The following is a 26,853-nucleotide window of genomic DNA, read 5'->3' on the forward strand; positions in this document are numbered from 1 at the left end:
TAAAAGCACGCACCATCTTGTAATATAAAGCATCAGGAAGAAATATTTTCACCTTATGGTTTATTCTAGAGGAATTTGGGCTGATTCGTCGAATTATTAAAGCATGAACACTGCTAAGTCTATAGCTCCGCCGTAACCTCCTGCAATTTAGTAAAAACCTATTACTAAACATAAGAAGCCCCCCGGACCTGCAGTTAACCCGCAGGCCCAGGGGCTTCTCTTATTTAGGATAAGCAGTGTCCGTAGGTACCACCTCCGCTGCACCGTCCTCAACGAGATCCAAATTTAGATGTTAACACTCACACTTCTCCGCCGGCCTCATACGATGTATTAAAAAATGAGAAAGGATGGTCTTTATGGACGGTATATTTGGTGGAAAAGGCAAATTTGCGTTTATACTGTTCCTAATCCTCATCCTGCTCTTCTTTGGGGATGACTAAAATCTGTTCAAAATTCCTATTCTTTTAGCCCCCTGTTCGAGGGGGCTGTTTTTTGTGTGATCAACAGAACATTTTTCTGAAGCCTGAAAGCCACTAATGGTACCCGAGACCTGGACTGACATTACGAGGCACCTCCAGCAAGAATAAGGCCACCTCATGGCGGCCAAGACTTACGCCCCATGCCGGAGCCCTGGTATACCTTATGGTACTACTACTAGGAGTAAACCCATATATTATATATATTGTCCTGTGACGGCCATAAAGAAGAACGAGTCTTAATTTTGGTAATCCCCGACGTCTTAACTTCATGCTTCATAAGGCTAGGTAGTAAAGAAGGGGGTTACATAAGGTGGGAGGCAGAACACTAACAAGAAGTCAAAAGGAGAGAAACAAAAACAAAAGGCTTAAAGGGAGGGACAAAGTCTTAGTTGAGAGAGCGCAACAGGGCCTTGTAGTGCTGGGGATTGGCACAGATCTTTTCCACGGCCTTTTTCACGGCAGCGGTATCGTAGCCCAGGTATTCCGCTAAATCTTCAAACCATGCTGAATCAAAGAAGGTCTTAGCGCTATGCCAATACGGCGAACTTTCATCCTTGTATATTAAGTCGAGGACCGCTCGATAGATGATGCTGGCGGCTAACTGTCTAAGGGTTGCGGGGTCCATAATCATGACGACCACCTCTAAATAAATATAGCACAAGGGACGACATCCTTGCAATTTCTGCGGACCCCAGAAAGAATATTCCTTCCCGGAAAATTTAGGTATGTTACCCCCACACGCCCCAAAACGTAAAGGAGCCGCCCAGGAAAATCAGAAACAGGCCGCAAACTAACAGTATTCCCCGGTAAATCACAGGCGTCACCCAGTGCCGGCCTTTGGCTACGGCTACCGCTACCAGGCTGTACCAGGCCAGGTCGGATAAGATATGCCCGCTAAAGAAGCTTACCAGGCCGGGTACTCCCTGTTTTAAGGACAACACTATGTAACCCAAACCCACAGTCGCCCACCATAACGTCCAGTAGGGGTTGGAAAGACTGACTAGGACGCCGGCCAGGACCAGGTTCATGTACTTGCGAGGTGAGGAACTGGTTTCCTCTGGATTATCTGCCTGGGCAGGATCTACGTTTAGGGTCACTCGGTGATACCACGCATCACGAAATATTCCCCAACCCATGTAAATCAAGAAGACCCCGCCAATCATGGCGATGACTCTGGCCACAGTATCCATGGCAAAGAAGGATCCCAGGCCCATAGCCAGTGCGACCACCAGTACGCCCTCCAGGATACCGTGACCCAGAACCAGGAGCGGCCCCGCTAGAAATCCACGCCGAGCCGCTTCCCCAATGGTCACCGTTAAAAGGGGGCCGGGCATCATGGCCCCGGAAAGTCCTACCGTAAAGGCCGTCAAAAAAATGGTTATTAATTGCACTGCTGAGTCTCCTCCCCCGCGGCCTCCGGAAAACTACAACGGCCACGAAAACCTGCCTTCGTTACCTTCCCAAGGCCTTCGTGGCCGCTCCCTTCCGCCGCCTCCCGTCCTACTTATTGCTAATACCAATTACTTTGCCCCGCCGGGTAACCCGGGGCCCGGCGTATTTTCGCGCCGCCACCCTAAACTCCCGCCGCGGCGCGCAAGGCTTCCACCTTGTCCAGGCGCTCCCATGGAAGGTCCAAATCTTCCCGCCCGAAATGCCCGTACACCGAAACGGGCCGGTAAATAGGCCGACGTAAACCCAAATCGCGAATAATGGCCCCTGGCCTTAAGTCGAAGTGCTCCTTGATTATCTCCACCAACCGGTCGTCGGGCAGGATGCCAGTTCCGAAGGTGTCTATGCTTATGGAGACGGGGCGGGCTACCCCTATAGCATAGGCAACTTGAACCTCACAGCGGTCGGCCAACCCGGCGGCAACGATGTTCTTGGCCACATAACGGGCGGCATAGGCTCCGGACCGGTCCACCTTAGTAGCGTCCTTTCCCGAGAGGGCTCCGCCGCCGTGCCGGGCCATACCACCGTAAGTATCCACAATGATTTTTCGCCCGGTAAGGCCGGTATCGCCCTGGGGCCCTCCTATCACAAAACGCCCTGTGGGGTTGATAAAGTACCTAGTCTTCTTATCCAGCATTTCTTCGGGAATGACCTTATAGATTACTTCATGCAGTATTCCTTCCCTCAAGTCTTCTAAATCTATATCCGGACGGTGTTGGGCAGAGATTACCACAGTGTCCACCCTTACGGGCTTGTCCCCTTCGTACTCCACCGTAACCTGTGATTTCCCGTCCGGCCGCAAGTAGGGTAGGATGCGCTCCTTGCGCACCTCGGCCAGCCTGCGGGTCAACTTGTGGGCCAGGGAAATGGGAAGGGGCATCAACTCGGGAGTTTCTTTAGTAGCGTACCCGAACATCATCCCCTGGTCTCCAGCCCCCAGGGTTGCCGCTTCGTCATCCTCCAGGCCCGTCCGCTTTTCCCACGCCTGGTCAACTCCCATGGCAATGTCGGGCGACTGCTCGTCAATGGAAGTAACCACCGCACAGGTGTCACCGTCGAAGCCGAATTTCGCGCGGGTGTAGCCTATATCCCGTACCGTTTCCCGCACCACCCGGGGAATATCTACATAACAATCAGTAGTAATCTGTCCGGCCACCAAAACTAAACCCGTGCTTACCAGCACTTCGCAAGCCACGCGAGCCCAAGGGTCTTTCTCTAGAATGGCATCCAGAACCGTATCGGCAATGCGGTCCGCCATTTTATCAGGATGGCCCTCGGTGACGGACTCCGAAGTAAAAAGTCTGCGTCCCAAGTTGTCACTCCTCCCTTTAAAATCCCGTTTACTCGGCCAATGCCGGCAAAGCCTTTATGGCGTCCAGAATTTGGTGGGCTACTTCCAATTTAGGCAGCAAGGGCAACTCCTCCCGGCGACCGTCGGGATAGAGTAAAGTAACCTGGTTGGTGTCGGTGCCGAAACCCGCTCCCTCCCGGGTAACATCGTTGACCACCATCAAGTCCACATTCTTGGCCTTCATCTTTTGAGCCCCGTGTTCCAGGGCTCGGTCGGTTTCCGCCGCGAAACCTACCAGGATCTGCTTCTCCTTCCTCTTGCCCAGTTCGGCCAGTATGTCCACCGTGGGCTCCAGGGTAACGGTGAGGAATTCTCGACCGCCCTTTTTTATCTTTTCCGGCACCGGCTGGGCCGGGCGGAAATCTGCTACCGCAGCCGCTTTGATGACCACGTCCACGTAGGGAAATAGCTCCAGCACCCGCTCGGCCATTTCGGCTGCCGTTTCCACCTGATAGATTTCGACTCCCCACGGGGGTTCCAGGCCTGGGGCCGCACTGACCAGAATGACCCGCGCTCCCCGCTCCCAGGCCGCCCGGGCCAAGGCATAGCCCATTTTGCCAGAGCTCCGGTTACTCAAGAATCGTACCGGATCCAGGGGTTCCCTCGTGCCCCCGGCCGTAACCAGTATCCTGCGACCGGCAAAATCCTGGACGCTGAGGGTCCTGCGTACGGACGCCATGATCGCGGACAGGGAAGCCAGCCGACCTTTACCTTCGGCGCCGCAGGCCAAGATTCCCTCCTCCGGCTCGATTATCCCCCATCCCCTCTTTTGGAGGAGAGCCAGGTTTTCCTGTACCACGGCCTTGGCATACATATTTACATTCATGGCCGGAGCGACCAAAGCGGGACAGGTGACCGCCAGGGCAGTAGTGGTGAGTAAATCGTCGGCTATGCCGGCGGCTAGCTTGCCAATGATATTGGCCGTCGCCGGGGCTATTAACAGCAAATCCGCCCCCTCCGCCACTTCGATATGGACCAGGGGGTTCCTATCCTCAGAATCAAAGGTGTCTGTAAGGACGGGGTTGCCAGACAAGGTGCTCAAGGTAAGGGGAGTGATAAATTCTCGGCCTGAACGCGTCATGATAACATGTACCCGGGCTCCCTCTTTTACCAGCAGCCTGCACAAATCGGCAGCCTTGTAAGCCGCTATCCCCCCGCAGACACCCAGGATGATCTTTTTTCCCTGGAGGACATTCACGATTTTTTCCGGCCCCATTCCATCTTCAACTTGCCTTCAGCGATTTCTTGCAGGGCTACGGTTACCGCTTTAGTGCCCTTGGGGTAAAGATTCTCCAGCTTTTCCTGGGTAAGCATCCGTGCCCGCTTGGCGGCCAGGACAGCCAGGGCATATTTGCTATTTATTTGCCGCAGCAGTTCATCGATGGACGGGCGGTTCACCTGATCGCGCCTCCTTATGCCAGAAAGGCTGTTGCCAGTATGCCTTGAAGCGTGCCGTGCGGCACTTTTCCGCGGTGATAATAGCTTCAATCTTGGCTACGGCACTCTCCACAACATCGTTGACCACCACGTAGTCATAGAGGTCCATTTGTTGTAGTTCATTTTCTACCCATCCCAGCCGGGTAGCGATAACCTCCGGGGTTTCCGTTCCCCGCCTCCTTATCCGTTCCTCCAGCTCCTTGAAGGTGGGAGGAATGACGAAAATGAAGACGCCGTCGGGATAGTGTTTTTTAACCTGGGCTGCCCCCTGGGTATCGATCTCTAAAATAATATCTTGCCCCCCGGCCAGGGCTTCTTCCACCGGACGGCGCGGGGTCCCATAAAGGTTGCCGTAAACCTCCGCCCATTCTAAGAAGGCCCCCTCCTCAAGAAGGGCCAGGAACTCTTCGCGCTTGAGGAAGAAATAGTTTTCCCCATCCTTCTCTCCCGGCCTGGGCGGCCGCGTAGTGGCCGAAACGGAGTAGCCCAGGTGGGGCAACCTCTGGCGCAGGACCCGACAAACAGTCCCCTTCCCCGCGCCCGACGGCCCCGAAAGCACCAGTAGAAGTCCCCGCATTTAGTCTTCGGACTCCTCCGCGGAGCCCGGGGATTCTCGGGAAGCCAGGCGGTGGGCCACTGTTTCGGGCTGAACGGCGGAAAGGATAATATGATCGCTGTCGGTAATGATGACCGCGCGGGTGCGGCGGCCGTAAGTAGCATCGATCAACATTCCCCGGTCCCGGGCCTCCTGGATAATACGTTTTATGGGGGCCGATTCCGGGCTGACTATGGCGACGATACGCCTCGCCGAAACAATGTTGCCAAACCCAATGTTAATGAGTTTGTCCATATAGCCTCCTCCAGGATCTTATTCTACGTTCTGCACCTGTTCCTTCATTTTCTCCAGCTCACCCTTGACGGCTATCACCATCCGGCTGATTTCCAGATCATTGGCTTTGGCGCCAATGGTGTTGATTTCCCGGAGCATTTCCTGCAGGAGAAAATCTAACCTCCGCCCTACTGCCCCTCGGCCCTCAAGTAACACCCCCCATTCCTCCAGGTGGCTTCTGAGCCTGACCAGCTCTTCGTGGATATCGCAGCGCTCGGCCAGCAGGGCGACCTCCATCTCTAGGCGGTCGGGATCTAACACATCTGTGCCCTGCACCAGCTGGGCGATTTTCTCCCGAAGCCGGACCGCATATTCTACGGGCACCTGGGGCGCCCGCCGGCCTATGGCTTCAATATACTGCTCCACCGTGCGGGCCCGCTGCTTCAGGTCCTCCTGCAGCCGGGCTCCTTCCGCTAGGCGGGCCGCTACCAGGCCACCAAGGGCTGTATCCAAAGCATGGTAAAGCACGGGCCATAAAGTATCTTCCTGGCAGGCAGGTCCGCCCATTATAAGGACATCAGGCAGGGTCAACAGCTGGGCGGCGGTAATATCCTCCGGTACACCCAAAATCTGTGCCAGTTCCTTCAAAGCACTATAATAAGCCATTGCCCGACCCTTGTCAACGGATATGGGCTGTTTTTCGGGATTTTCTTCGCTAATGCTTACGAATACGTCAATATGCCCCCTGGCAAACCGCTTTTTGATTTCCGTCCGGATGGGATCCTCCAGGGCCAAATAGGCCCGGGGCAGGCGGATGTTTATGTCCAGAAATCGGCTGTTCACCGACTTGGCTTCCACTACTACCACTGTACCGGCTCCGGTGGCTTGACCCCGTCCGTATCCGGTCATACTGGCGATCAAGAACTTCACCCCTCAATCGAACCTGACCTGCCCCAGGGCCCTGCGCAGCCTGACGAAGGCCTCCTTAATACGCTCCTTATCGATGGTCAAGGCGATGCGGAAGTATCCTTCCCCGTGCCTCCCGTAGCCGTTCCCCGGAGTCACAATTACTCCCGCCTTTTCCAAGACGGTTTCGGCAAAGCTCTCTGAGGTGTAGCCTGCCGGTACCGGAGCCCACACGTAAAAAGTGCCTAAGGGCTTGGACAAACGCCAGCCCATGGAGTTCAGCCCGTCCACCACCAGGTCCCGGCGTTCCTGGTAAACGCGGCAGACTTCGCGCAGACCGTCCTGCGGTCCGGTTAAGGCCTCAATCCCGGCGTACTGGACGGCCTGGAACACACCGGAGTCAATATTAGATTTGAGGCGGCCCAGGGCTTCTATCACATCGGCACGTCCACAGGCCCATCCCAGGCGCCATCCCGTCATGTTGTAGGGCTTAGAAAGGGAGTTAAATTCAATACCTACATCCTTGGCACCCGGGGTAGCCAGGAAAGACGGGGCCCGATAACCGTCATAGGTTATTTCGCTGTAGGCCGCATCATGGCAAACGATGATGTCATAACTCTTGGCGAACTCCACCACTTCGTGGAAGAACTTGTCCCGGACCACTGCCCCGGTGGGATTGTTGGGATAGTTGAGGAACATAAGCTTGGCGCGCCGGGCTACCTCGGAGGGAATGGCCGCGAGATCCGGCAGGTAACCCCTCTCCTCCTTTAGGGGCATGAGGTAGGGTTCTCCCCCGGCCAGGAGGGTACCGATGCCGTAAACGGGATAGCCGGGATCGGGCACCAAATTTACATCTCCCGGATCAACATAGCAAAAGGAAATATGGGCAATGCCTTCTTTGGAACCGATCAGGGTGACCACTTCCGACCGCGGATCCAGTTCAACTCCGTACCGCTCCCGGTACCAGCCGGCTATGGCCTGTCGAAAGGACAGCAGGCCCACAGAGGTAGGATAGCGGTGATTTTCAGGATTTTGGGCTTCTTCCTTTAACTTGGCTATAACGTGGGAAGGGGTGGGCATATCGGGGTCCCCGATCCCTAAACTTATAATGTCCACTCCCCTTTCCCGGGCCTCTTCGATTTTTTTCTCAATGCGGGCAAACAGGTAAGGGGGCAACTTTTGAATGCGCTGGGCTTGTTCCATGATAGAACCAACCTCCTCTAACTTTCCTGCCGGTAGACACCGTCGAAAACCCGGACGGCCGGGCCGGTCATGAACACCCGGTTATCGGGCGCCCATTCAATGGCTAAGTCGCCGGCTGCCAGGTGTACCGTCACGTGACGGCCGGTCCGCCCGGTTAAGGCCGCCGCCACCACGGCGGCACAGGCGCCGGTACCGCAAGCCATGGTTTCCCCTGCACCCCGCTCCCAGACCCTCATCTTAACTTCTGCCGGGTTCAATATTTCTATAAATTCTACGTTGGTTCGCTGGGGAAACAAGGGGTGGTTTTCGAGGAAGGGGCCCCAGGTGCTCACCGGAGCGGTGTCAACATCGGGGACAAAAAGCACGCAGTGGGGATTGCCCATGGAAACGCAGGTGGCCTTAACAATTTCCCCCTCCACTTCTAGGGGTATGTCGATGGCCTTTTCTCCTTCCCCCGACATAGGAATGTCTCGGCGGTCCAGGCGGGGTTCCCCCATATCCACCCGTACCCCCAAGACCCGGCCTCCTTCTAGAATCAATTGGGGCACTATGATTCCCGCCAGGGTTTCCACCCGGATGCCCGGCCCCGGCACCAGACCTTCTTCGTAGGCAAAACGCGCCAGGCAGCGTATGCCGTTGCCGCACATTTCGGCTTCGCTGCCGTCAGGGTTGAAGATGCGCATCTTGAGTTCGGCCACCTGGGAGGGCAAGAGAAAAATAAGGCCATCGGCACCCACCCCAAAACGCCGGTGGCAGACACGGCGGGCCACCTCCCCGGGATCCCCGGGTAACCTCTCCTGGAAGCAGTTCACCAGCACAAAATCATTACCCAGACCGTGCATCTTGGTAAAATGCAAGGAAACCCACCACACCTTTCCTGGCCTCGTTTTTCTATTTTAACACCCCTCAGGCTATTTTACCATGGATTTTCGACGAGGGGGCAGGATTTTCACCGGAAATACAACCACACCACCCGCCGTAACGGCCGGAGGAAATAATGTTCTATTCCTTGGAGATAGGTCCTCCAGCCCGCAGCCAGCAACACCAGAGCCCAGTGAAAAAGGTTAAGCGGTGCCGTGTGGAAAACCCTCTGTAGGGGAGGCCAGTAGATCACCAAAACCTGCATGACGGCCGAGCAGGCGGTGGCCAGTACCAGATGTTTGTTGCTGAAATAGCCCACAGCAAAGGGCGACGCGTCTTCGGAGCGACATTCGTAGACGGCAAAGAGCTGGGCAAAGACCAGGGTGGTGAAGGCCAGGGTGCGGGCCGTGGCCAGATCGCCGTCGCCTAAAGCCAGCCCGGCCAGGAACACCAATACGGTAACCAGGCCGATCTGGAGGCCAAGGGAGATTATCCGCCAGCCCAGACCCCGGGCAAAAATACCCTCACCCGACCTATAGGGAGGCCGGGCCATTAAATCCGGCTCCCCGGGATCCATGCCCAGGGCCAGGGCGGGCAGTCCGTCGGTGACCAAGTTTATCCATAAAATCTGGATGGGAAGGAGCGGCAGGGGCAGGCCGGTTACCGCCGTTACAAACATGGTTAATACTTCGCCCACGTTGCAGGAGAGAAGATAGCGGATAAACTTGCGAATGTTGCTGTAGATGCCCCGGCCCTCTTCTACGGCCGCCACAATGGTCGCGAAATTATCGTCGGCGAGAATCATCGATGCGGCTTCTTTGGCCACATCGGTACCACTCCGGCCCATGGCAATGCCTATATCGGCTTCCTTGATGGCCGGCGCGTCATTCACCCCGTCCCCCGTCATGGCTACCACATGGCCGATCTTCTTTAAGGCCCGGACAATGCGCAGTTTTTGCAAGGGCGACGTCCGGGCATAAACCGCGACTTCTCCGGCCCGGACGGCCAATTCCTTGTCGGTTAACGCCTCGAGCTCCGTCCCCGTCATTACATTGTTCTCTTCGGCCGGGAGGCCCAGCTCCCGGGCTATGGCCTGGGCCGTTAAACGGTGATCGCCGGTAATCATCACTACTTCGATGCCAGCCCGCCGGCAGACCTCTATGGCCTCCCGGGCCTCGGTCCGTGGGGGATCGCTCATGCCGGCCAGGCCGATAAAGGTTAAATTCTCCTCCACGGCCTCGGGTGTCAGAGGAAGGGAAGGCGGAAGGTCCCGGTAGGCCAGGGCCAGGACCCGCAGAGCCCTCCGGGCCATAACCTCGTTTTGGGCCTGAATCTTGCGGCGCCACGGGGAGGTTAAGGGTACGGGCCCTCCTTCCAGGAGGAGGGAACTGCACCGGTTTAACAGCACATCGGGAGCGCCTTTGACGTAAACCCTGCGCCTGCCGCGGCTCTCATACACCACGCTCATACGCTTGCGTTCGGAATCAAAGGGGATCTCTATCAGCCTGCGACCGTTCTTCTCCAGTTGTTCCCGCCAGATCCCCCCCTTAGCAGCCATTACCAGTAGGGCCCCCTCCGTCGGATCGCCGCTTATCTTCCAGTCCCTATTCCTTTTGCGGCCCCCCCTAAACCATCCTCCGACGGTCAAACCATTCCTCTCCAGAAGGGCGTTGTTGCACAGGGCAGCAGCTTTTAATAAGAGTTCCAGGGGGCCGTCTACCGGTGCTTTGTGCCCGTCTAGTAAGATATCTCCGTGGGGAGTATACCCCGTACCCGTTACCTCATACACCGTGTCATTAACGCATATCTGGCGGACCGTCATTTGGTTGGTCGTCAAAGTACCTGTTTTATCGGTGCAGATGACGGTGGCACAGCCCAAGGTTTCTACGGCCGGCAACTTCCGTACAATGGCCCGGCGGCGGGCCATCCTCTGGACCCCCATGGCCAGGCACACCGTCACCACGGCAGGTAAGCCTTCCGGAATGGCCGCCACCGCCAGGCTAACCCCCACCAGGAACATGCGGTAGGGGTCTTCACCCCTGCCCAGCCCGATAACCACCATCAGTCCGCAGATGACCAGACAGGCCAGCACCAGCCAGCTCCCCACCTGAGCCAGCCTTTTTTGCAGGGGAGTTTCTTCCTCCTTAACCTCCTGGATCATGCCGGCAATGTTTCCAATTTCGGTGGCCATCCCGGTGGCTACCACCAGGGCCTTAGCCCGGCCCCGGGTGACCACCGTACCCATGTACAGCATATTGCGGCGGTCTGCCAGGGATACTTCCCCAGGCAAAGGGCCAGGCTCCTTAGCCACCGGCTGGGATTCCCCCGTTAGAGGGGCTTCTTCTACCTCCAAATTGCTGGACGACAGCAACAGGGCATCGGCCGGCACCCGGTCCCCGCCTTCCACCAGGATGATATCTCCCGGCACCAGGTCCCGGGCCGGGATTCGCTGGACCTGAGCATCGCGGATAACGCGGGCAAAGGGAGCGGCCATTTCCCGCAAGGCTTCCAGGGATCGTTCTGCTCGGTATTCCTGGATTATACCCAGAAAGGCGTTAAGGAGGACAATGGCAATAATGGTAACGGCGTCCGCCACTTCACCTAAGAAAAGGGAGATCACCGTGGCCCCCAGAAGAACCCACACCATGAAATCGCTGAATTGCCGGAGGAAAAGCTGCCATGGAGAAACACCGGATTTCCCGCGAAGCTGGTTGAAACCCGTTTCCTTCAGGCGTCGCCGGGCCTCTTCGCCCGTCAAACCGTATTCCCCGTTGCTCCGCAAAGCCTGAAGGGCCTGGGAAGGCTCCATCTGGTACCACCGGCTGCTCTTGACGTGCATATGTCCTCTCGCCCCTTTAACTGCTAAGGCTGGTCCACGTTAATCTTTATGCCTGTCCTTCAGGGAAAAGAACTAGGTGAAAGGAAGGGCTTCGTGCTATACTCGGTAAAAGAGGGCGCTGGTTCGCCGAGGGTCGGGAACGGGCCTCAGCCGGCAACCCGCTCCCGACGGCAACCGCGATTCTCCGGGAGTAACGAAAGGAGCAATTACCGTGGCTGTGGACGGCCTTTTCTTGAGCTCGGTTACGGCAGAACTCTCCCCCTGGGTGGGTAGTCGTGTGGACCGGGTATATCAGCCGGATAAAGATACTATTATCCTTCACCTGCGCCGGGGGCGGGAGACTAAAAGACTCCTAATGTCTGCCCATGCGGAGTATTGCCGCCTCCATTTTACCGACGCCAACCCGCCCAATCCCCCCCAACCTCCCCTGTTTTGCATGGTCCTGCGCAAGCACGTGCAGGGTGGTCTCCTTACCGCCATACAACAGGTTGGGCTGGAGAGGGTAATAGAACTGCACTTCTCCTCGACTGATGAGGTGGGCCGCAGCGTACAACGCATCCTGGTGGTGGAGATCATGGGCAAGCATTCCAACATCATCCTCCTGGAACCGGGCGGCACCATCATCGACGCCCTGCGTCGGTACACCCATGCCGTGAGCCGCTACCGGGAAGTACTCCCGGGCCGGCCCTACGTGCCTCCCCCGCCCCAGGGCAAGAGGGACCCCCGGAGCCTGGATCCGGAAGAATTTAGCCGAATAATCTTCCAGGGCTCTTGGGAAAAGTCCTTAAAATCCCTTCTAGTAAAATCCCTCGACGGCATAGGCCTCCAGACTGCGGTGGAAATCCTTCACCGGGCTGGTTTGTCGCCGGACACAACCGCCGAGGTCTGCGGCGAGCACGAAATAGCCCGCCTCTGGCAGGCCCTCCAGGAGGTGCTGGTGTCCGTGCAGCCCTCGAACTGGCAGCCGACGGTCGTCAGAAACCGGGATAGAACCGCGGTGGCCTTTGCCGCCTTTAATCTTCTACAGTTCGGGGACTTGGCCCGCGAATTTTTTCCGTCCCCTTCCCAGGCCTGCGAAGTTTTTTACGAGGAGAAAAGAAGGGAAAATCTCTTCATCGGTCGCAGGCGTTCTTTGTCCGGCCTTATCGAGCGAGAGCTAAGGCGCTGCTTAAAAAAAGAGGCCCTCCAGGCCGAAACCGTAGCGGCTGCTGCCGGAGCCGAACAATGGCGGCTTTACGGAGAACTCATTGCTGCCAATATGTACCGCCTCAAGAAGGGGATGGATTCCTTCACAGCCGAAAATTTTTACGACCCGGGAGTCCCGGAGTTAACTATCGAGCTTGACCCCTCCCTTACCCCTGCAGAGAATGCCGAACGCTATTTTAGCCGCTATCATAAGGTTAAGAACGCGGCCCTCCAGGCCGCCCTCCAGCTTGAACAAACGCGGGAGGAGATGGCCTATCTTAATTCGGTGGCCCAGGCGCTGGAGATGGCTGAAACCCTGGAAGACCTGGAGGAGATCGGCCAGGAACTGGTCCGGGCGGGCTATCTGCCGCCCGAGGAAAAAGACAAAAAACCCTCTGGGAAAACCAAAGAAAAGGAGCGCGCGGGTCTTTCCCGTCCCCTGCAGCTCCTTTCCGGCGACGGTTTTACCATCCTCGTGGGTAAGAATAACCGGCAGAACGATTATTTAAGTTTAAAGCTCGCTAAGGGGGAGGATATCTGGCTCCACGCCAAGGATGTCCCGGGATCCCATGTCCTCATCCGCACCAGGGGACGGCCGGTCCCCGACCGCACCCTGGAGGAAGCAGCGGGCCTCGCTGCTTACTTCAGCCGGGCCCGCCAAGCCAAGCGAGTGGCAGTAGACTACACCCTAGCCAAGTATGTTCGCAAACCGCCGGGTGCCAGGCCAGGTATGGTGATCTACGACCATCACCACACTGTCTATGTGGCGCCCATTTCCCCCAGTATGCTGACAGCGGCCTCCACCGGGTCGGGGGCCGAAATTACCGGACGTCCCACCACCAGGTAGGAGGCGCCCCGGCGTACGGCCTCTCCCGGCGTCAGCACCCGGCTCTGGTCGTCACTCCGGCTGCCCTGGGGCCGGATTCCCGGGGTAACGATGACCCAATCCGGCCCGCAGGCCCTGCGAATGGCTTCCAGCTCGAGGGCCGAAGCCACCACCCCGTCCAGGCCGCATTCCCGGGCCAGGCGGGCCCAGAACACTACCTGCTCCACCAGGCCCCGGCGAACCCCCACCTCCTCCCGGAGGCCGGCTTCGTCCAGGCTGGTAAGCACCGTCACGGCAATGAGGAGGGGAGCCCGTCTCCCCTGCCCGTCCGCCTCGTCCTTCACGGCCTCTACCGCTGCCCGCAGCATTTGGCTGCCGCCTGCAGCGTGGACGTTCAGCATATCCACCCCATGGCGCACCAGGGCCCGCGCGGCCCGGGCAACGGTGTTGGGTATGTCGTGGAGCTTTAAGTCGGCAAAAACCCGCCCGCCCCGTTCCTTGATCATGTGGACGGCCGCCGGGCCCGCCGCCGTATAAAGTTCCAAACCCACCTTAAACATGCCTACATAAGGGGCGAGCTTGGCCACCAGTTTCTCTGCCGCCCCCAAGTCGGCTACGTCTAAAGCGACAATCAGTTTATCCCGGTTTGACAAAGGTCCGTACCTCCCGTTTTCTGTTTATTCGCGCGACCGGACATACTCCTGCAAGGGCTTTACTGACACTGCGCGGCCGCGGCGCAGGGCCTGCAGGAGGGCGCGGGCCGTGTCCAGGGAGGTGAGGCAGGGAAGCCCCATCTCCGCCGCCGCCCGCCGGATTTTGAACCCGTCCCGCTCCGGCATCCTCCCCCGGGTAAGGGTGTTAATGATGAGGTGAACCCGGTTGCTGCGAATGTAGTCCAGGATATTGGGCGAGCCCTCCCTGATCTTACCCACCCGCTCTACAAAGAGGCCGGCGGCAGCCAGGGCGCCCGCCGTGCCCGCTGTGGCCACGATCTTAAATCCCAGCTGCGCAAATTCCCTGAGCAAGGGGACCGCCTCGGCCTTATCCTTGTCCGCAATAGTAGCCAGTAACGTACCCCTTTCCGGAACGGCATACCCCGCGGCCACCAGCCCTTTATAGAGGGCGATCTCAAAACACGGATCGATGCCCAACACTTCCCCCGTGGATTTCATTTCCGGCCCCAAAAAGGTGTCCACCTGCCACAGCTTACCGAAGGAGAAGACCGGCACTTTAACGGCCGTATAACCGCCTGTAGGCCACAGCCCTCCCCGATAACCCTGTTCCTTTAAGGTGCGGCCCAGCATAATGTTGACGGCCAGGGCCACCATGGGCACCCCCGTAACCTTGCTGAGATAAGGCACCGTCCGGCTCGAACGGGGGTTCACTTCCAAAACGTACAACTCTCCCCGGTGGAGGACGAACTGGATGTTGAGCAATCCTTTTATCCGCAGAGCCCGGGCCAATTTCAGGGTATAGGCTGTCACTTTTTCTTCCCATTCCGGGGTTAAAGAGCGGGCCGGGTAGATGGCAATACTGTCGCCGGAATGGACCCCCGCCCGCTCCACGTGTTCCATAATACCGGGGATCAGCACTTCTTCCCCGTCGCTCACGGCATCCACCTCTAATTCGAGGCCCGGCAGGTACTTATCCACCAGCACCGGATGCTCCGGCGCTACCCTTATAGCCGTGGTAGCATATTCTAGGAGCTCCCCTTCATGGTGGACGATCTCCATGGCCCGGCCGCCCAGCACATAAGAAGGCCGCACCAGCAAGGGAAAGCCCAGCTCTTTGGCCAGCCTGGTCACCTGCTCCAGTGAGACGGCCGTGCCTCCCGGGGGTCGCGGGATTTGTAATTCTTCTAGAAGAGCATCGAACTTCTGCCGGTCTTCGGCCCGATCGATATCCTCCACCGACGTCCCCAGGATTTTGAAGCCCGCGGCCTCTACGGCGCGCGCCAGGTTAAGGGCCGTCTGGCCGCCGAACTGCACCACCACTCCCTGGGGTTGCTCCTTGCGCAATACATTGACAACCTCTTCCGGAGTGAGGGGCTCGAAGTAAAGGCGGTCGGAGGTATCGAAGTCGGTGCTCACGGTTTCAGGATTATTATTTATCATGATAGAGGTGACGCCGGCCCGGCGCAGGGCCCAGGCTGCATGTACGCAGCTGTAGTCGAACTCGATACCCTGGCCTATCCGGATGGGCCCGGAACCCAGTACCGCCACCTTGGGTCCTGGCGCGGCTTCTCCTTCGTCTTCCCCGCCGCCATAGGTGGAATAAAAATAAGGCGTATCGGCTTCAAATTCAGCGGCACAGGTATCCACCGTCTTGTAGGCCGGTTGTAAATTGTTCTGCTCCCTCCGGCGCCGCACTTCGGCCTCCTCCAGGCCCGCCAGGCGGGCCACCCGGGCATCGCTCAAGCCCCTTTCCTTGGCCCGGCGCAGAAGCTCCGCCGTCAAGGCGGGTCCCGCCTCCCTCAATCTAACTTCCAGTTGAACGATGTTCCTGATTTTGGCCAGGAAAAAGGGATCTATGCCTGTTAGGGAGTTTAGCTCTTCGATACTCCAGCCGCGGCGCAAGCCCTCCGCTATGGCCCAGAGCCGTTCGTCGTCAGCCTCGGCAATCTTTTGCCTCAGGCACTCGTCGTTGAAGCGGGCCCAATTCTCCAGCCACAGGCCGTCGACTTTGAGATCCAGGGACCGGATGGCCTTGAGGAGGGCTCCTTCAAAGGAACGGTCAATGGCCATTACTTCCCCGGTGGCCTTCATCTGGCTGCCCAAGGTCCTGTCGGCGCCAGCAAATTTATCGAAGGGGAACCGGGGAAGCTTGATCACGCAGTAGTCCAGGGCCGGCTCGAAGCAGGCGGTGGTCTGCCGGGTAACGGCGTTAGGTATCTCGTCTAAGGTGTAACCCAGGGCCACCTTGGCCGCCACGCGGGCAATGGGATAACCGGTAGCCTTGGAAGCCAGGGCACTAGAACGGCTGACCCGGGGATTAACTTCGATAACGTAATATTGACGGCTTTGGGGATCCAGGGCAAATTGGGTGTTGCAGCCGCCCTCTATTCCCAGGGCCCGAATGATTTTTAAAGCCGCCGCACGCAGCATGTGATATTCCTTATCGGATAAGGTCTGGGAGGGAGCCACCACCATGCTGTCCCCGGTATGGATGCCCACCGGGTCGATGTTTTCCATATTGCAGACGGTAATACAGTTGTCGGCTCCGTCCCGCATGACCTCGTACTCTATCTCTTTCCACCCGGCCACCGACTGTTCCACCAGCACCTGGTGGATGAGGCTCAGGTGCAAACCCTTGGTGACAATCGCTTTTAATTCTTCCTCATCGCGGGCCACGCCGCCACCGGTCCCGCCCAGGGTATAGGCCGGCCTTACAATGAGGGGATAACCGTTTTGAGCGGCAAATTCCAAAGCCTCTTCCCAGCGGGTAACAATGCGGCTGGCGGGAACAGGCTCGCCGATGGCCTCCATGAGTGCCTTAAACTGCTGCCGATCTTCGGCCCGCCGGATGGCCTCCAGCGGGGTACCCAGGAGGCGAGTACCTGCTTCCTCCAGGACGCCCGCCTCGGCCAGTTGCAGGGCTAAATTCAAACCCACCTGGCCCCCCAGGGTGGGCAGAAGGCCGTCCGGGCGCTCCCGCCGAATAATTTGGGCTACGAAATCTAGATTTAGGGGTTCGAGGTACACCCGGTCGGCCATTTGAGCGTCGGTCATAATGGTGGCCGGGTTGGAATTCACCAGGACTACTTCCATACCTTCTTCCTTGAGGGCGCGGCAGGCCTGGGTCCCGGCATAATCAAACTCCGCTGCCTGGCCGATGACGATGGGCCCTGAGCCGATGACCAAGATTTTCCGCAGGTCTTTCCGTAAAGGCATCTAAACCACCTCCCGCCCGCCGGTGACCAGGTCTAAAAACCTTTGCAGTATATGGGCGCTGTCCGAAGGTCCGGGGGCAGCCTCGGGGTGATACTGGACGGAAAAAACGGGCAGGTAGCGGTGGCCGAGGCCCTCCACGGTGCCGTCGTTAAGATTAATATGGGAAATATAGACTTCCGGGGGCAGGGAATCGGCCCGGATGGCGTACCCGTGGTTTTGAGCTGTGATGTACACGCGTCCGCTGGTCAACTCTTTCACGGGATGGTTGACCCCCCGGTGTCCGAAGGAAAGCTTGTAGGTATCTCCACCCAGGGCGAGGGCGATCAATTGGTGGCCCAGGCAAATCCCCAGCAGGGGCACTCGACCCAGCAAATCCCGTACCGTTTGGACACCGTAGGGCACATCTTTAGGGTTTCCCGGGCCGTTGGAGATCACCACTCCGTGGGGCCTCATGGCCAAAATATCCGCCGCCGTACTGCGGGCCGGCATTACTATTACCGTGCAGCCCCGCCGCTGGAACCACCGCAAGATACTCCTTTTTACCCCCAGGTTGTAAACCGCGATACGGGGGGAACCCCCCGTCAGGACATAAGTTTCGGTATTGGTTACTGCGGGTACCAGTTGATCGCCGTGTAAGGGAGGAACTTGAGGGGCGAGAAGCTTTAACTCTTCCAGGTCCGCTCCCCCACAGGCCAGGATACCGCGCATGGTACCCCGGTTACGCAGGTGGCGGGTAAGGGCCCTGGTATCCACCCCCTGGATGGCCGGGAGGCGGTGGCGTTGCAGGTAGGAGGCCAGGTCCTCCGCGGCCCGCCAGTGGCTCGGCTCCGGGCAGGCCTCGTGGACCACTAGTCCTAGAGCGTTAGGCCTGTCTGCTTCTTCGTCCTCGGGGTTCAGGCCGTAATTGCCGATTAGAGGATAGGTCAGGACCACTATTTGTCCGCAATATGACGGGTCAGTCAGTACTTCCTGGTAGCCGGTCATACCGGTGGCAAAAACCACTTCTCCGTGGCACGAGGAGCTGTAACCTATAGCCTCCCCCCTGAATATCGTCCCGTCTTCCAGAACCAGATACCCTTCCATTTTGGCTTCTCACCCCTTGGGCCTATGATTGAAGGTCGCGCTACCCTGCAGCCGGAACCTAAAGCAGGACTTTCCCCTGTTCCATAACCAGGCGTCCGCCCACCACCGTGGCCACTGGCCAGCCCTGGAGTTTCCACCCATGAAAGGGGGAGTTCTTCCCCAGGGAGTAAAAACGGTTTACATCGACTTCCCGTTCGAGTTCGGGATTGATCACGGTTATGTCGGCTACACTGCCCACCGCCAGGGTTCCCCCGGGAACCTTGAGGATTCGGGCGGGATTGAGGCTAAAGGCCTCCACCAGGCGCCGCCAAGAAAGCCGCCCGGTCTTGACCAGTTTGGTCACCACCAGGGGAACGGCCGTTTCCAGCCCCACCAAACCGAAGGGAGCCAGGTCGTACTCCACGTCCTTTTCCTCCTCGGCATGGGGCGCGTGGTCCGTGGCCAGGGCATCGATGACGCCCCCCGCCAACCCCTCCGCCAGAGCCGCCCTGTGCTCTTCATCCCGGAGGGGCGGATTGACCTTGGTGCTGGTATCATATCCCGCTACCGCCTCGTCCGTCAGGCAGAGGTGATGGGGCGTTACTTCGGCCGTAACCTTAAGGCCCCGGTCCTTGGCCTGCCTGACCATCTGCACCGAGGCCGCGCTGCTCAAATGGGCCAGGTGCAACCTTCCCCCCGTAAGCCCGGCCAGGATCAAATCCCGGGCCACCATCACTTCCTCGGCTGCGGCCGGGATACCGCGCAGTCCCAGCACGGTGGACATTAGTCCTTCGTGCATCACACCATCGGCCACCAGGTGCAAATCCTCGCAGTGGGAAATCACCGGGATATCAAAAAGGCGGGAGTATTCCAGGGCCCTGCGCATGACTTCCGCATTCATAACCGGACGGCCGTCATCCGAGATGGCTACCGCCCCGGCTTCTACCAGGTCCCTGATTTCGGCCAGTTCTTCGCCCCGGGAGCCTTTGGACAGGGCGCCGATGGGGTACACCCGTACCACTCCTGACGTCCGTGCACGTTCTTTGATATAGGCTATGACGGCGCCGCTGTCAGCTACCGGCTGGGTATTGGGCATGCAGGCCACCGCCGTAAACCCACCGGCCGCCGCCGCGCGGGTGCCGGTGGCTATAGTTTCCTTTTGCTCATACCCGGGTTCCCTCAGGTGTACGTGCATATCGATGAAGCCCGGCGCTACGATGCAATCCTTAACGTCTAGAACCTTGGTTTCTCCATCGGGCTCTATGGTCTTTTCCAAGGCCGCCACCCGGCCGTCCACCACCAACAGGTCGCAAGTATCTTCCAGATTTTGGGCCGGATCGATAACCCGGCCACCGCGGAGCAAGATTTTCATTACTGGCTGCCACCTCCGATAAGCAGGTATAACAGGGCCATGCGGATGGCCACACCGTTAGTAACTTGCTCCCGCACAGCTGACTGCAGGCTGTCGGCTACAGCCGGAGCAATCTCCACCCCTCGGTTCATGGGACCGGGGTGAAGGACCAAGGCGTCCGGCTTGGCAAGCCGGAGGCGCTCGGGAGTAAGCTCGTACAGTAGGGCATACTCCCTCAGGGAGGGAAAGAGGCCCCTCTTCTGCCTTTCCCTCTGGATGCGCAGAACATTAATTACGTCGACCCCCTGCAGGGCATCTTCCACGCGATAAAAAACCTTTACTCCTAGCTTTTCGATGCCCGGCGGTATGAGGGTAGGCGGCCCCGCCACCCTGACTTCCGCCCCCAGCTTGGTCAACCCCCAGATGTTGGAACGCGCCACCCGGCTGTGGAGGATGTCCCCCAGGATGGCCACCTTAAGGCCCTTAATGGTTCCCCGTTTTTCTTTGATGGTGAAGAGGTCCAGAAGGGCCTGGGTGGGGTGCTCATGCATGCCGTCCCCGCCGTTGATGACCGAGGCCTGGATGTATCGCGTCAAGAGCAGCGGGCTCCCCGCCGCGCTGTGGCGGATTATCACCGCATCGGTTCCCATGGCGGCCAGGGTTTCGGCCGTATCCCTTAGGGATTCGCCCTTGGTAACACTGCTGGTGGCCGTGGCGATACTCGCCGTATCGGCACCCATGTATTTGGCCGCCAGTTCAAAGGAGGTGCGAGTACGGGTACTGGGTTCGTAGAAAAGGGTCACCACCAGTTTGCCTCGCAGGGTCGGGACCTTTTTAATATCCCGCTGGATAATCTCCTTCATAGGGGCCGCTGTATCGAGGATCAGCTCGATCTCCTCGGCCGTCAGGTCTTTAAGGCCTAAAAGATGTTTGCTCTTCAGCATCGCTTTTCATCCCCCATTTCCCCATTAAGCCCATATATAATAAAAAACTCCTTATTGCCCATGCCAGGCTAATAAGGAGGGTGAAGGCCTTGCCGTCCTTATTAGCCTCACAGGACTAATTTCAAGGACCGGCGTTTTTTTCCGGTAACGCTCGTATCAGAACTTGATCTACACCGTCTATTTCCTTCAGTTGAACGGCTATTTCTTCTTTGCGGGAAGTCGGAACGTTTTTGCCTACGTAATCGGCTCTAATGGGCAGCTCCCGGTGACCCCTGTCGATCAGCACGGCCAGCTGGATGTTTTGCGGCCGGCCCAGGTCTATCAGAGCATCCAGGGCGGCCCGCACCGTCCTGCCGGTGAATAGCACATCGTCTACTAGGATTACTTTCTTGTCGGTAACGTTGAAGGGTATCTCGGTGCGGTGGACTATGGGGTAGGCACTTAAAGTGGTGAGGTCGTCGCGGTAAAGGGTTATGTCCAGGACCCCCAAGGGTACCGTCACCCCTTCGATCTCTTTGATAAGGGCCTGGAGCCTTTCCGCCAGCGGGACCCCCCGGCGCCGGATACCTATGAGCACCAGGTTTTGAGTGCCCTTATTCCGCTCCAGAATTTCGTGGGCAATGCGCACCAGGGAGCGGCGTATTTTTTCCTCATCCATGATCTGAGCCTTTACCTTCAGTGTCAACAATTCTCACCCTTTCTACCGGCATAAAAAAACCCACGCTCATCCGGCGCAGGTTTAGCATGCCCTCATCAGGCCTATTAGTATCCCTTGCTAGCCTCACCGGACTAACTTAAAAGGATTATTACCGTGATAACTTTAGCCCAATATGTCCTCCCTGTCAAGCATTATTTTATTTATTGTTACCGGACAGTGATAATGTCATAGTGTAAGCGGACTGAGAAAATGTCATTATGAGGGGAGAAACATTTTTGAGCGAAAAAGAAGCTAAAAGGGTTTACGTCGTGGAACAGGTCCTCGCCGGGAAAATCACTGTCCGGCAGGCAGCAGAACTTTTGGAGTTTCCGCCTTAAGGGAGGAATGAAAAAAGAAGGTGTTGCGGCCCTGGCCCATAAAAATCGTGGTCGAAAACCTAATCATGCCGTCCCTCAAGAAGTTCGTAGCTTGGTAGTTTCTCTAGCTGCAGGGCCATTTCAGGAGGCTAGTTGTCAACATATGTCGGAGCTGCTGGCTGAATTCCATAATATCTCTTTATCTCCTAAAAACTATTAGCCGTATCCTCGCCCAGGCCGGTATCTATAACCCCCATTCCCATAAGGCTGCCCGTAGAAGACGCTCCCGCAGCCGTATGCCTAAAGAAGGTATGTTGGTCCAGATGGATGCCCGTCCCTTTGCCTGGCTGGAAGAGAGAGGCCCTAAAATGACCCTCCACGGCTCGGTGTCACCTCGCTCAATTGGTCTTCCATACCTTGTAGGCGGTAGGGGTTCGGTTGCGAGGAGTAACCGACAAGGCTATAATTATTGTTGGTCAGCACTATGCAGCCTTGCCCTCCCCGGAGGGCCTTTTAGTTGTAGGGGAGTTTCACTAAAGATGAGGGATGAAATAATTATAAGGGCCGAAAAGCTGGTAAAGCGCTATAACGGTTTTACGGCGGTCAAGGGCATCGATTTTACCGTCCGCACGCGGGAATGCTTGGGATTCCTGGGTCCCAACGGCGCAGGAAAGACCACCACTGTAAGGATGATCTACTGCTTTACCCCCATCTCGGAGGGTAAGCTGTCGGTGTTGGGGCTGGATGTCCGCCGGCATCCCCGCGCCATTAAGGCTCAATTAGGGGTAGTGCCCCAGGAGGACACCCTGGACCCCGAGCTTACCGTGGAGGAAAATTTGCTCCTCTATGCCAGTTATTTTGATCTCCCGCCCAGGGTAGCCCGGCAGAGGGCCGAGGAGTTAATGGAGTTCACCGATCTGCAGGATAAAGCCCATACTTCGGTAGAGCATCTCTCCGGAGGCATGAAGCGGCGGCTGGCCATAGCCAGGGCCCTGATTAACAATCCCAAACTGCTGATAATGGACGAGCCCACCACCGGCCTCGATCCCGAAGCCCGGCGCTTAATATGGGAAAAACTCCGCCAGCTTAGGGAAAAAGGGATAACCGTGCTCCTGACCACCCACTACATGGAGGAAGCGGCCTATCTCTGTGACAGGGTACTGGTCATGAACGAGGGCCGCATTTTGGCAGAAGGGGCACCAGAAGACCTCGTACGCTGCCAGGTCGGTCAAGAAGTAATCGAGCTGGCTCCCTTTCCCAACCACCGGCCCGGCGAATTTTTAACAGGCCTCGACGGTCAAATCAGGGGTTACCAGCTCGTGGGAGAGACTTTATTCCTCTATACGGACCGCGGCCACGACCTCTGGCCGCGGCTACAGGACCGGGCTTTCCGGCACAAAATGCTGCGCCCGGCTACCCTGGAAGACGTCTTCCTAAAGCTGGCAGGGAGGGGGTTGACGCAATGAGCCCGCAGCTCTCCCGCCGTACCTGGAAGGTCTTCTGGCGTAACTTCATCGTTTTCCGCAAAACCTGGCTTGCCAATATCATGTTTAATTTTGTGGAGCCCCTCCTCTATCTAGGGGCCATGGGTTGGGGGCTGGGTAGCTATATCCCTGCCATCCAGGGGATGAGCTATCTCCAGTTCCTGGCCCCGGGGCTCATCGCTTCTTCGGCCATGTGGGCCACGGCCTCGGAATGCACCTATGATAGTTTCGTCCGCATGCGCTACCAGAAAATTTATTATGCCCTGGCGGTCACCCCCCTGAGTATAGAGGAAATCGTGCTGGGGGAAATGCTCTTTGGGGCCTTCAAAGGGCTGCTTTACGGGAGCGTGATTCTCCTGGTGATCTTCGTGCTAGGGCTGGTTCCCTCTCCCTGGGCCCTCCTCATTCCCCCGGTCCTGGTACTCTGCGGCCTGGCCTTTGCCGAGTTAAGCATGATCTGGACCGGCCTGGTACCCAAAATCGATACCTTCAGCTATTATTTCACTTTGATAATTACCCCCATGTTCCTGTTTTCAGGCATCTTTTTTCCCCTGGGCGATCTGCCACCCCTGGCCCAACAGCTGGCATGGTTCCTCCCCCTGTACCACGTAGTGGAGCTCCTGCGGGCCCTTACCCTCGGGCATATAGGGGGGCACCTGTGGCTTCACGTAGTATGGCTGCTGGCCTTTATCGCTCTGTTCCTATACCCTCCCATCCATCTTCTGCGCCAGCGTCTCGTGGGTTAGTAAAATCATCATAAGGTAAGGCGGGGACGCTGCCGGGAATACGTCAGACCCAGGAGAGAAGCTATTTTTAATGCCAGGCGGACCGGCCAAAGGGATAAGTAACGTTTTAACTCCTGTTTTTCCCGCTGGAGTTCGGCTACTGCCTGTTCCAGGTCCTCGTTGGCAATCAACGTGGTCTGCAAGCGATATTCCTGTTCCCGGAGCTGCTGTTTAAGCCGTGCCTGCTCGGCCTGGGCATCGGCCACTGTTTTGTTTAAGGTACCCTGGAGCTGCATGAGCCTGGTTTCCAGGTGGTGAACCCTTTTCTTTAGGGCGTCGCGTTCCACCCTTAGACTGACCAGTTGTTCTTCCACCTGGGTTAGCTCCTGCCGTAGCTCTTCCTTCCGTTGATGAAGCTTTTCCAGATCGGCCAGGAGGTTTTGGTTCTCCTTGCGCAAGTCTTCCACCTCCTGGCGCAGCTCTGCCAGTTCCCGGTTTTCAGCGACCTTCTCCCCCGGTGGCATGGTCTTGCCGCCGTTGATTAGGCTGAGCTCCGGACCCGTATTGAGGATCAAGGTAGCCGCCTCCGCCCCGGCCGCCACTTCTTGCCAGGCGGCAGCGCCATCGGCCGGATTGGTAGAGGACTCCAGGGGAAAGAGCTTGTCCCAGAAGTCCTTTTCTTTTTCGGGTTCCGGCAGGTGTTCCGCAGCAGCAGGGGCGGTGGTCTCTTCCATCGTCGCCGCGGCCGGTTGCTTATCCTCTTCCGGGTCGCGGTAGGACCAGTGGATCAGGCCCCACCTCCCGTCCTTAAGCCTTAAGAAACGGCCATCATGCACCAGCTTCTGTTCACCAGGCACTTCCGGCTTACCGCTCTCCCGCAGCTCGCTGTTAATATCGCTTAACCGCATGGCCATCCCCTTGGTCTGCAAGAGCCGGTGCGCCGGGTCGTTGTCCTTCAGGCCATCCAGGCGCAGGCACCAGAACCCCTTTCCTTCATTCCTGAAGCAGGGGTTCTTGCTGAGGCACCGGTTCACGTTCTTCTGCACCTTGGCCGTGGATTGGTTGGGCAGGAGCTCTTTCTGGGCAGCGGCAACGAGCTCGCTCACGGATTGGGGAGAATATTCGAACAGACGAAGTTTAAGCAGGTCGGTAAGGGAGTCTAAACGCCCGGTCACCTGAATTTTAGCTACCTTGGGTAAGGGGGCAATTTTCGATTTCTTAGCCATCGATGTCACCTCTTTGGGTACTTCCTGTTTCCCAGGAAATATTTGACATCAATGGCTCAAACTCCTTCGGGAAAAAGGAAAGGTTATGTCATTTTATGGTAAGATAAAGCCCCGAAAAATAGCGAAGACTGTAGCCCTGGTCCTCCCCTCCGACCGTATATCCGTACTGAACTCACCCGCGGTGTTCCTCTAAAATTTCCCGTGCCTGGGCCGCTTTCCCTTCGGGCACCAGGACCTCTACCTCGCCCAGGGGGCCGAGATTTAGACCGTATAACCTCCCTATGGCCTCACCGCGCAGCCGTACAGGTATACCAGCTGATTCCAGGAGGCCCTTCATCAGGGAGGCCTCTACCGGCAAAGTGGCTGCTACTACTACCCATCTTTCTCCCATGGGCACCCGTCCTCTCCACAGGTCCGTTCTTTACGCCTGCGCAACTCTTCCAGTACGCGACCGAAGGCTTCCGGCAGGGGCGCGCTGAATTCCAGATACTCCCCAGTGCGGGGATGAGTCAAACCGAGGTGGGCAGCATGGAGGAGCTGCCCCGGCACGGCGAAGGGCTGTCGGCGCAAACCGTACTTGGGGTCTCCTACCACCGGATGGCCCACATAGGCCATGTGCACTCGTATCTGGTGGGTACGGCCGGTTTCCAGGGTAGCTTCCACGAGGGTATAGCCGGGAAAGCGCTCCCGAACGCGGTAATGGGTAACCGCCGGCCGCGAATTCTTGAGGGTTACGGCCATTCGCTGGCGGTCAACGGGGTGACGGCCGATGGGGGCTTCAATGCGGCCCGAGGATTCCGTGATTTCTCCGTGCACCAAAGCCAGGTACACCCGTTTGACCTGGCGAGCTTTGATCTGGGCCACCAGAGAGCGATGGGCCGCATCATTTTTAGCGGCTACCAGCAGCCCGGAGGTGTCTTTGTCCAGGCGGTGGACGATGCCCGGCCGTAGAACACCGTTGATCCCGGACAGGTTCCTGCAGTGGTAGAGAAGGGCGTTTACCAGGGTGCCCCTTTCGTTTCCCGGGGCAGGATGGACTACCATTCCCTGGGGCTTGTTTACGACGATAATATCCTCATCTTCATAGACCACATCCAGTTCAAGGGGCTCCGGCCTGGCCTCTAGGCGCCGCGGCAGCGGTATATGGCCCGATATCCGGTCCCCCGGCCGGACCTTGTAATGGGCCTTGACCGGCCGGCCTTCCACCGAGATTAAGCCCTCCTCTATCAGCCCTTGCACGCGGCTCCGGGATATATTCGGGAGGTGGCGGGCCAGCCATACGTCCAGGCGTACCCCGGCGTCCTCCTGGCCTACTACGAAGGAAAAAGAACCCGTCACTCCCTCTCCCTTTCCCCTTCCCCACCCCGGCGCCACAACTGCCATACAAGCAGACTTGCGCCCCCCACAATGGCCACATCTGCCAGGTTGAAGACAGGCCATATGCGGAAATCTAAAAAGTCCACCACGTAGCCGAAGCGCAAGCGGTCCAGGAGGTTGCCTAAAGCTCCCCCCAGCTGGAGGGCCAGGGCCAGCTGAAAGTAAAAGCCGCCGTTTCTAAACTGGCGATAAGCAATAATTATGAGTCCGGTAACAATTATGCCGGTGGCTATAAAAAAGGAGGTCCTGTGGGCCAGCAGCCCAAAGGCCGCTCCGGGATTGTTTACATGGGTAAGGTGAAAGATGTTGTCGAGGACGGGGACGGTCTCGTTGGGCGCCAGAGTACGGCGCACCACCATCTTGGTCAGTTGGTCACCCGCCACGATTGCCAGGACCAACAACGGGAACAGCAAAG

Annotated in this window: 25 protein-coding genes; 4 read left to right on the forward strand and 21 right to left on the reverse strand. The window is 57.7% G+C overall.

Annotated elements, in window-relative coordinates; translation table 11 throughout:
- Positions 1 to 864 precede the first annotated feature (864 nt).
- The 11 genes from TAMC210_RS11790 to TAMC210_RS11840 all read right to left on the reverse strand — a co-directional run bounded on the left by TAMC210_RS11790 (position 865) and on the right by TAMC210_RS11840 (position 11,354).
- A complete protein-coding gene (locus TAMC210_RS11790) occupies positions 865 to 1,140 on the reverse strand; it encodes a hypothetical protein (RefSeq protein ID WP_173298993.1) in 276 nt (91 codons plus the stop codon).
- Between the two features lie 67 nt (positions 1,141 to 1,207).
- Positions 1,208 to 1,870 carry a LysE family transporter gene (locus tag TAMC210_RS11795; RefSeq protein ID WP_173298994.1) on the reverse strand — a complete coding sequence of 221 codons (663 nt, stop codon included), beginning with the start codon at positions 1,868 to 1,870 and terminating at the stop codon, positions 1,208 to 1,210.
- A 182-nt stretch (positions 1,871 to 2,052) separates the two neighbouring features.
- The gene (metK, locus tag TAMC210_RS11800; RefSeq protein WP_173298995.1) at positions 2,053 to 3,240 is read right to left on the reverse strand and encodes a methionine adenosyltransferase; all 1,188 of its coding nucleotides are present in this window, start codon (positions 3,238 to 3,240) and stop codon (positions 2,053 to 2,055) included.
- Positions 3,241 to 3,268: 28 nt separating this feature from the next.
- Positions 3,269 to 4,495, reverse strand: coding sequence for a bifunctional phosphopantothenoylcysteine decarboxylase/phosphopantothenate--cysteine ligase CoaBC (coaBC, locus tag TAMC210_RS11805; RefSeq protein WP_173298996.1), 1,227 nt, complete (start codon positions 4,493 to 4,495; stop codon positions 3,269 to 3,271).
- Positions 4,474 to 4,677 carry a DNA-directed RNA polymerase subunit omega gene (rpoZ, locus tag TAMC210_RS11810; RefSeq protein ID WP_173298997.1) on the reverse strand — a complete coding sequence of 68 codons (204 nt, stop codon included), beginning with the start codon at positions 4,675 to 4,677 and terminating at the stop codon, positions 4,474 to 4,476. The genes coaBC and rpoZ overlap by 22 nt, the downstream gene beginning before the upstream one ends.
- On the reverse strand, positions 4,655 to 5,293 hold the full coding sequence (gene gmk / locus TAMC210_RS11815; protein WP_173298998.1) for a guanylate kinase: 639 nt from the start codon (positions 5,291 to 5,293) through the stop codon (positions 4,655 to 4,657). Before gmk ends, rpoZ begins: the two co-directional genes overlap by 23 nt.
- Entirely contained in the window at positions 5,294 to 5,566 is a 273-nt protein-coding gene (remA, locus tag TAMC210_RS11820) for an extracellular matrix/biofilm regulator RemA (protein WP_173298999.1), read from the reverse strand.
- Positions 5,567 to 5,584: 18 nt separating this feature from the next.
- Positions 5,585 to 6,466 (reverse strand): YicC/YloC family endoribonuclease, encoded by an 882-nt coding sequence (locus tag TAMC210_RS11825; RefSeq protein ID WP_173299000.1) that lies wholly within the window; start codon positions 6,464 to 6,466, stop codon positions 5,585 to 5,587.
- Between the two features lie 12 nt (positions 6,467 to 6,478).
- A complete protein-coding gene (locus TAMC210_RS11830; RefSeq protein ID WP_173299001.1) occupies positions 6,479 to 7,654 on the reverse strand; it encodes an LL-diaminopimelate aminotransferase in 1,176 nt (391 codons plus the stop codon).
- A 17-nt stretch (positions 7,655 to 7,671) separates the two neighbouring features.
- Positions 7,672 to 8,511: a diaminopimelate epimerase gene (gene dapF / locus TAMC210_RS11835; protein ID WP_173299234.1), complete on the reverse strand. Its 840-nt coding sequence runs from the start codon at positions 8,509 to 8,511 to the stop codon at positions 7,672 to 7,674.
- 92 nt (positions 8,512 to 8,603) lie between these two features.
- Positions 8,604 to 11,354: a calcium-translocating P-type ATPase, SERCA-type gene (locus TAMC210_RS11840; RefSeq protein WP_173299002.1), complete on the reverse strand. Its 2,751-nt coding sequence runs from the start codon at positions 11,352 to 11,354 to the stop codon at positions 8,604 to 8,606.
- 211 nt (positions 11,355 to 11,565) lie between these two features.
- Between TAMC210_RS11840 and TAMC210_RS11845 the strand changes: the two genes are divergently transcribed.
- Positions 11,566 to 13,386 (forward strand): Rqc2 family fibronectin-binding protein, encoded by a 1,821-nt coding sequence (locus TAMC210_RS11845; RefSeq protein ID WP_173299003.1) that lies wholly within the window; start codon positions 11,566 to 11,568, stop codon positions 13,384 to 13,386.
- On the opposite strand, the gene pyrF is transcribed toward TAMC210_RS11845, so the two are convergent.
- The 6 genes from pyrF to pyrR form a co-directional block, all read right to left on the reverse strand.
- Positions 13,299 to 14,018: an orotidine-5'-phosphate decarboxylase gene (pyrF, locus tag TAMC210_RS11850; protein WP_173299004.1), complete on the reverse strand. Its 720-nt coding sequence runs from the start codon at positions 14,016 to 14,018 to the stop codon at positions 13,299 to 13,301. The genes TAMC210_RS11845 and pyrF overlap by 88 nt on opposite strands.
- Before the next feature lie 24 nt (positions 14,019 to 14,042).
- Positions 14,043 to 17,255, reverse strand: a complete 3,213-nt coding sequence (gene carB / locus TAMC210_RS11855; RefSeq protein ID WP_173299005.1) for a carbamoyl-phosphate synthase large subunit — start codon at positions 17,253 to 17,255, stop codon at positions 14,043 to 14,045.
- Positions 17,256 to 18,338, reverse strand: coding sequence for a glutamine-hydrolyzing carbamoyl-phosphate synthase small subunit (gene carA / locus TAMC210_RS11860; protein WP_173299006.1), 1,083 nt, complete (start codon positions 18,336 to 18,338; stop codon positions 17,256 to 17,258).
- 58 nt (positions 18,339 to 18,396) lie between these two features.
- Positions 18,397 to 19,689: a dihydroorotase gene (locus TAMC210_RS11865; protein WP_173299007.1), complete on the reverse strand. Its 1,293-nt coding sequence runs from the start codon at positions 19,687 to 19,689 to the stop codon at positions 18,397 to 18,399.
- Positions 19,689 to 20,612, reverse strand: a complete 924-nt coding sequence (locus TAMC210_RS11870; protein WP_173299008.1) for an aspartate carbamoyltransferase catalytic subunit — start codon at positions 20,610 to 20,612, stop codon at positions 19,689 to 19,691. The genes TAMC210_RS11865 and TAMC210_RS11870 overlap by 1 nt, the downstream gene beginning before the upstream one ends.
- 121 nt (positions 20,613 to 20,733) lie before the next feature.
- Positions 20,734 to 21,297, reverse strand: a complete 564-nt coding sequence (gene pyrR, locus TAMC210_RS11875) for a bifunctional pyr operon transcriptional regulator/uracil phosphoribosyltransferase PyrR (RefSeq protein WP_277997719.1) — start codon at positions 21,295 to 21,297, stop codon at positions 20,734 to 20,736.
- 357 nt (positions 21,298 to 21,654) lie between these two features.
- On the opposite strand from pyrR, the gene TAMC210_RS11880 reads away from it, so the two are divergent.
- From TAMC210_RS11880 to TAMC210_RS11890, 3 genes are all read left to right on the forward strand, one after another.
- The gene (locus TAMC210_RS11880) at positions 21,655 to 21,846 is read left to right on the forward strand and encodes a helix-turn-helix domain-containing protein (RefSeq protein WP_173299009.1); all 192 of its coding nucleotides are present in this window, start codon (positions 21,655 to 21,657) and stop codon (positions 21,844 to 21,846) included.
- Positions 21,847 to 22,165: 319 nt separating this feature from the next.
- The gene (locus TAMC210_RS11885; protein WP_173299010.1) at positions 22,166 to 23,092 is read left to right on the forward strand and encodes an ABC transporter ATP-binding protein; all 927 of its coding nucleotides are present in this window, start codon (positions 22,166 to 22,168) and stop codon (positions 23,090 to 23,092) included.
- Positions 23,089 to 23,856 carry an ABC transporter permease gene (locus TAMC210_RS11890; protein ID WP_173299011.1) on the forward strand — a complete coding sequence of 256 codons (768 nt, stop codon included), beginning with the start codon at positions 23,089 to 23,091 and terminating at the stop codon, positions 23,854 to 23,856. The genes TAMC210_RS11885 and TAMC210_RS11890 overlap by 4 nt, the downstream gene beginning before the upstream one ends.
- A gap of 8 nt (positions 23,857 to 23,864) precedes the next feature.
- Here TAMC210_RS11890 and TAMC210_RS11895 read toward each other — a convergent pair whose 3' ends face one another.
- The 4 genes from TAMC210_RS11895 to lspA all read right to left on the reverse strand — a co-directional run bounded on the left by TAMC210_RS11895 (position 23,865) and on the right by lspA (position 26,851).
- Positions 23,865 to 25,061: a hypothetical protein gene (locus TAMC210_RS11895; RefSeq protein WP_173299012.1), complete on the reverse strand. Its 1,197-nt coding sequence runs from the start codon at positions 25,059 to 25,061 to the stop codon at positions 23,865 to 23,867.
- Positions 25,062 to 25,233: 172 nt separating this feature from the next.
- On the reverse strand, positions 25,234 to 25,452 hold the full coding sequence (locus tag TAMC210_RS11900) for a DUF2007 domain-containing protein (RefSeq protein WP_173299013.1): 219 nt from the start codon (positions 25,450 to 25,452) through the stop codon (positions 25,234 to 25,236).
- On the reverse strand, positions 25,434 to 26,399 hold the full coding sequence (locus TAMC210_RS11905; RefSeq protein WP_254388655.1) for an RluA family pseudouridine synthase: 966 nt from the start codon (positions 26,397 to 26,399) through the stop codon (positions 25,434 to 25,436). The genes TAMC210_RS11900 and TAMC210_RS11905 overlap by 19 nt, the downstream gene beginning before the upstream one ends.
- On the reverse strand, positions 26,396 to 26,851 hold the full coding sequence (gene lspA / locus TAMC210_RS11910; RefSeq protein ID WP_173299015.1) for a signal peptidase II: 456 nt from the start codon (positions 26,849 to 26,851) through the stop codon (positions 26,396 to 26,398). The genes TAMC210_RS11905 and lspA overlap by 4 nt, the downstream gene beginning before the upstream one ends.
- Between the last annotated feature and the right edge of the window lie 2 nt (positions 26,852 to 26,853).

This window comes from Thermanaeromonas sp. C210, assembly GCF_013167955.1.
Classification (GTDB): Bacteria; Bacillota; DSM-521; order Neomoorellales; family Neomoorellaceae; genus UBA12545.

Excerpts from the sequence above, each read along its gene's own strand:
- carB (WP_173299005.1), bottom strand. The coding sequence starts at position 17,255 with ATGCCTTTACGGAAAGACCTGCGGAAAATCTTGGTCATCGGCTCAGGG.
- TAMC210_RS11830 (WP_173299001.1), bottom strand. The coding sequence starts at position 7,654 with ATGGAACAAGCCCAGCGCATTCAAAAGTTGCCCCCTTACCTGTTTGCC.
- TAMC210_RS11880 (WP_173299009.1), top strand. The coding sequence starts at position 21,655 with ATGAAAAAAGAAGGTGTTGCGGCCCTGGCCCATAAAAATCGTGGTCGA.
- carA (WP_173299006.1), bottom strand. The coding sequence starts at position 18,338 with ATGGAAGGGTATCTGGTTCTGGAAGACGGGACGATATTCAGGGGGGAG.
- remA (WP_173298999.1), bottom strand. The coding sequence starts at position 5,566 with ATGGACAAACTCATTAACATTGGGTTTGGCAACATTGTTTCGGCGAGG.
- TAMC210_RS11885 (WP_173299010.1), top strand. The coding sequence starts at position 22,166 with ATGAGGGATGAAATAATTATAAGGGCCGAAAAGCTGGTAAAGCGCTAT.
- TAMC210_RS11865 (WP_173299007.1), bottom strand. The coding sequence starts at position 19,689 with ATGAAAATCTTGCTCCGCGGTGGCCGGGTTATCGATCCGGCCCAAAAT.
- TAMC210_RS11890 (WP_173299011.1), top strand. The coding sequence starts at position 23,089 with ATGAGCCCGCAGCTCTCCCGCCGTACCTGGAAGGTCTTCTGGCGTAAC.
- coaBC (WP_173298996.1), bottom strand. The coding sequence starts at position 4,495 with ATGGGGCCGGAAAAAATCGTGAATGTCCTCCAGGGAAAAAAGATCATC.
- gmk (WP_173298998.1), bottom strand. The coding sequence starts at position 5,293 with ATGCGGGGACTTCTACTGGTGCTTTCGGGGCCGTCGGGCGCGGGGAAG.
- TAMC210_RS11900 (WP_173299013.1), bottom strand. The coding sequence starts at position 25,452 with ATGGGAGAAAGATGGGTAGTAGTAGCAGCCACTTTGCCGGTAGAGGCC.
- TAMC210_RS11870 (WP_173299008.1), bottom strand. The coding sequence starts at position 20,612 with ATGCTGAAGAGCAAACATCTTTTAGGCCTTAAAGACCTGACGGCCGAG.
- TAMC210_RS11895 (WP_173299012.1), bottom strand. The coding sequence starts at position 25,061 with ATGGCTAAGAAATCGAAAATTGCCCCCTTACCCAAGGTAGCTAAAATT.
- TAMC210_RS11840 (WP_173299002.1), bottom strand. The coding sequence starts at position 11,354 with ATGCACGTCAAGAGCAGCCGGTGGTACCAGATGGAGCCTTCCCAGGCC.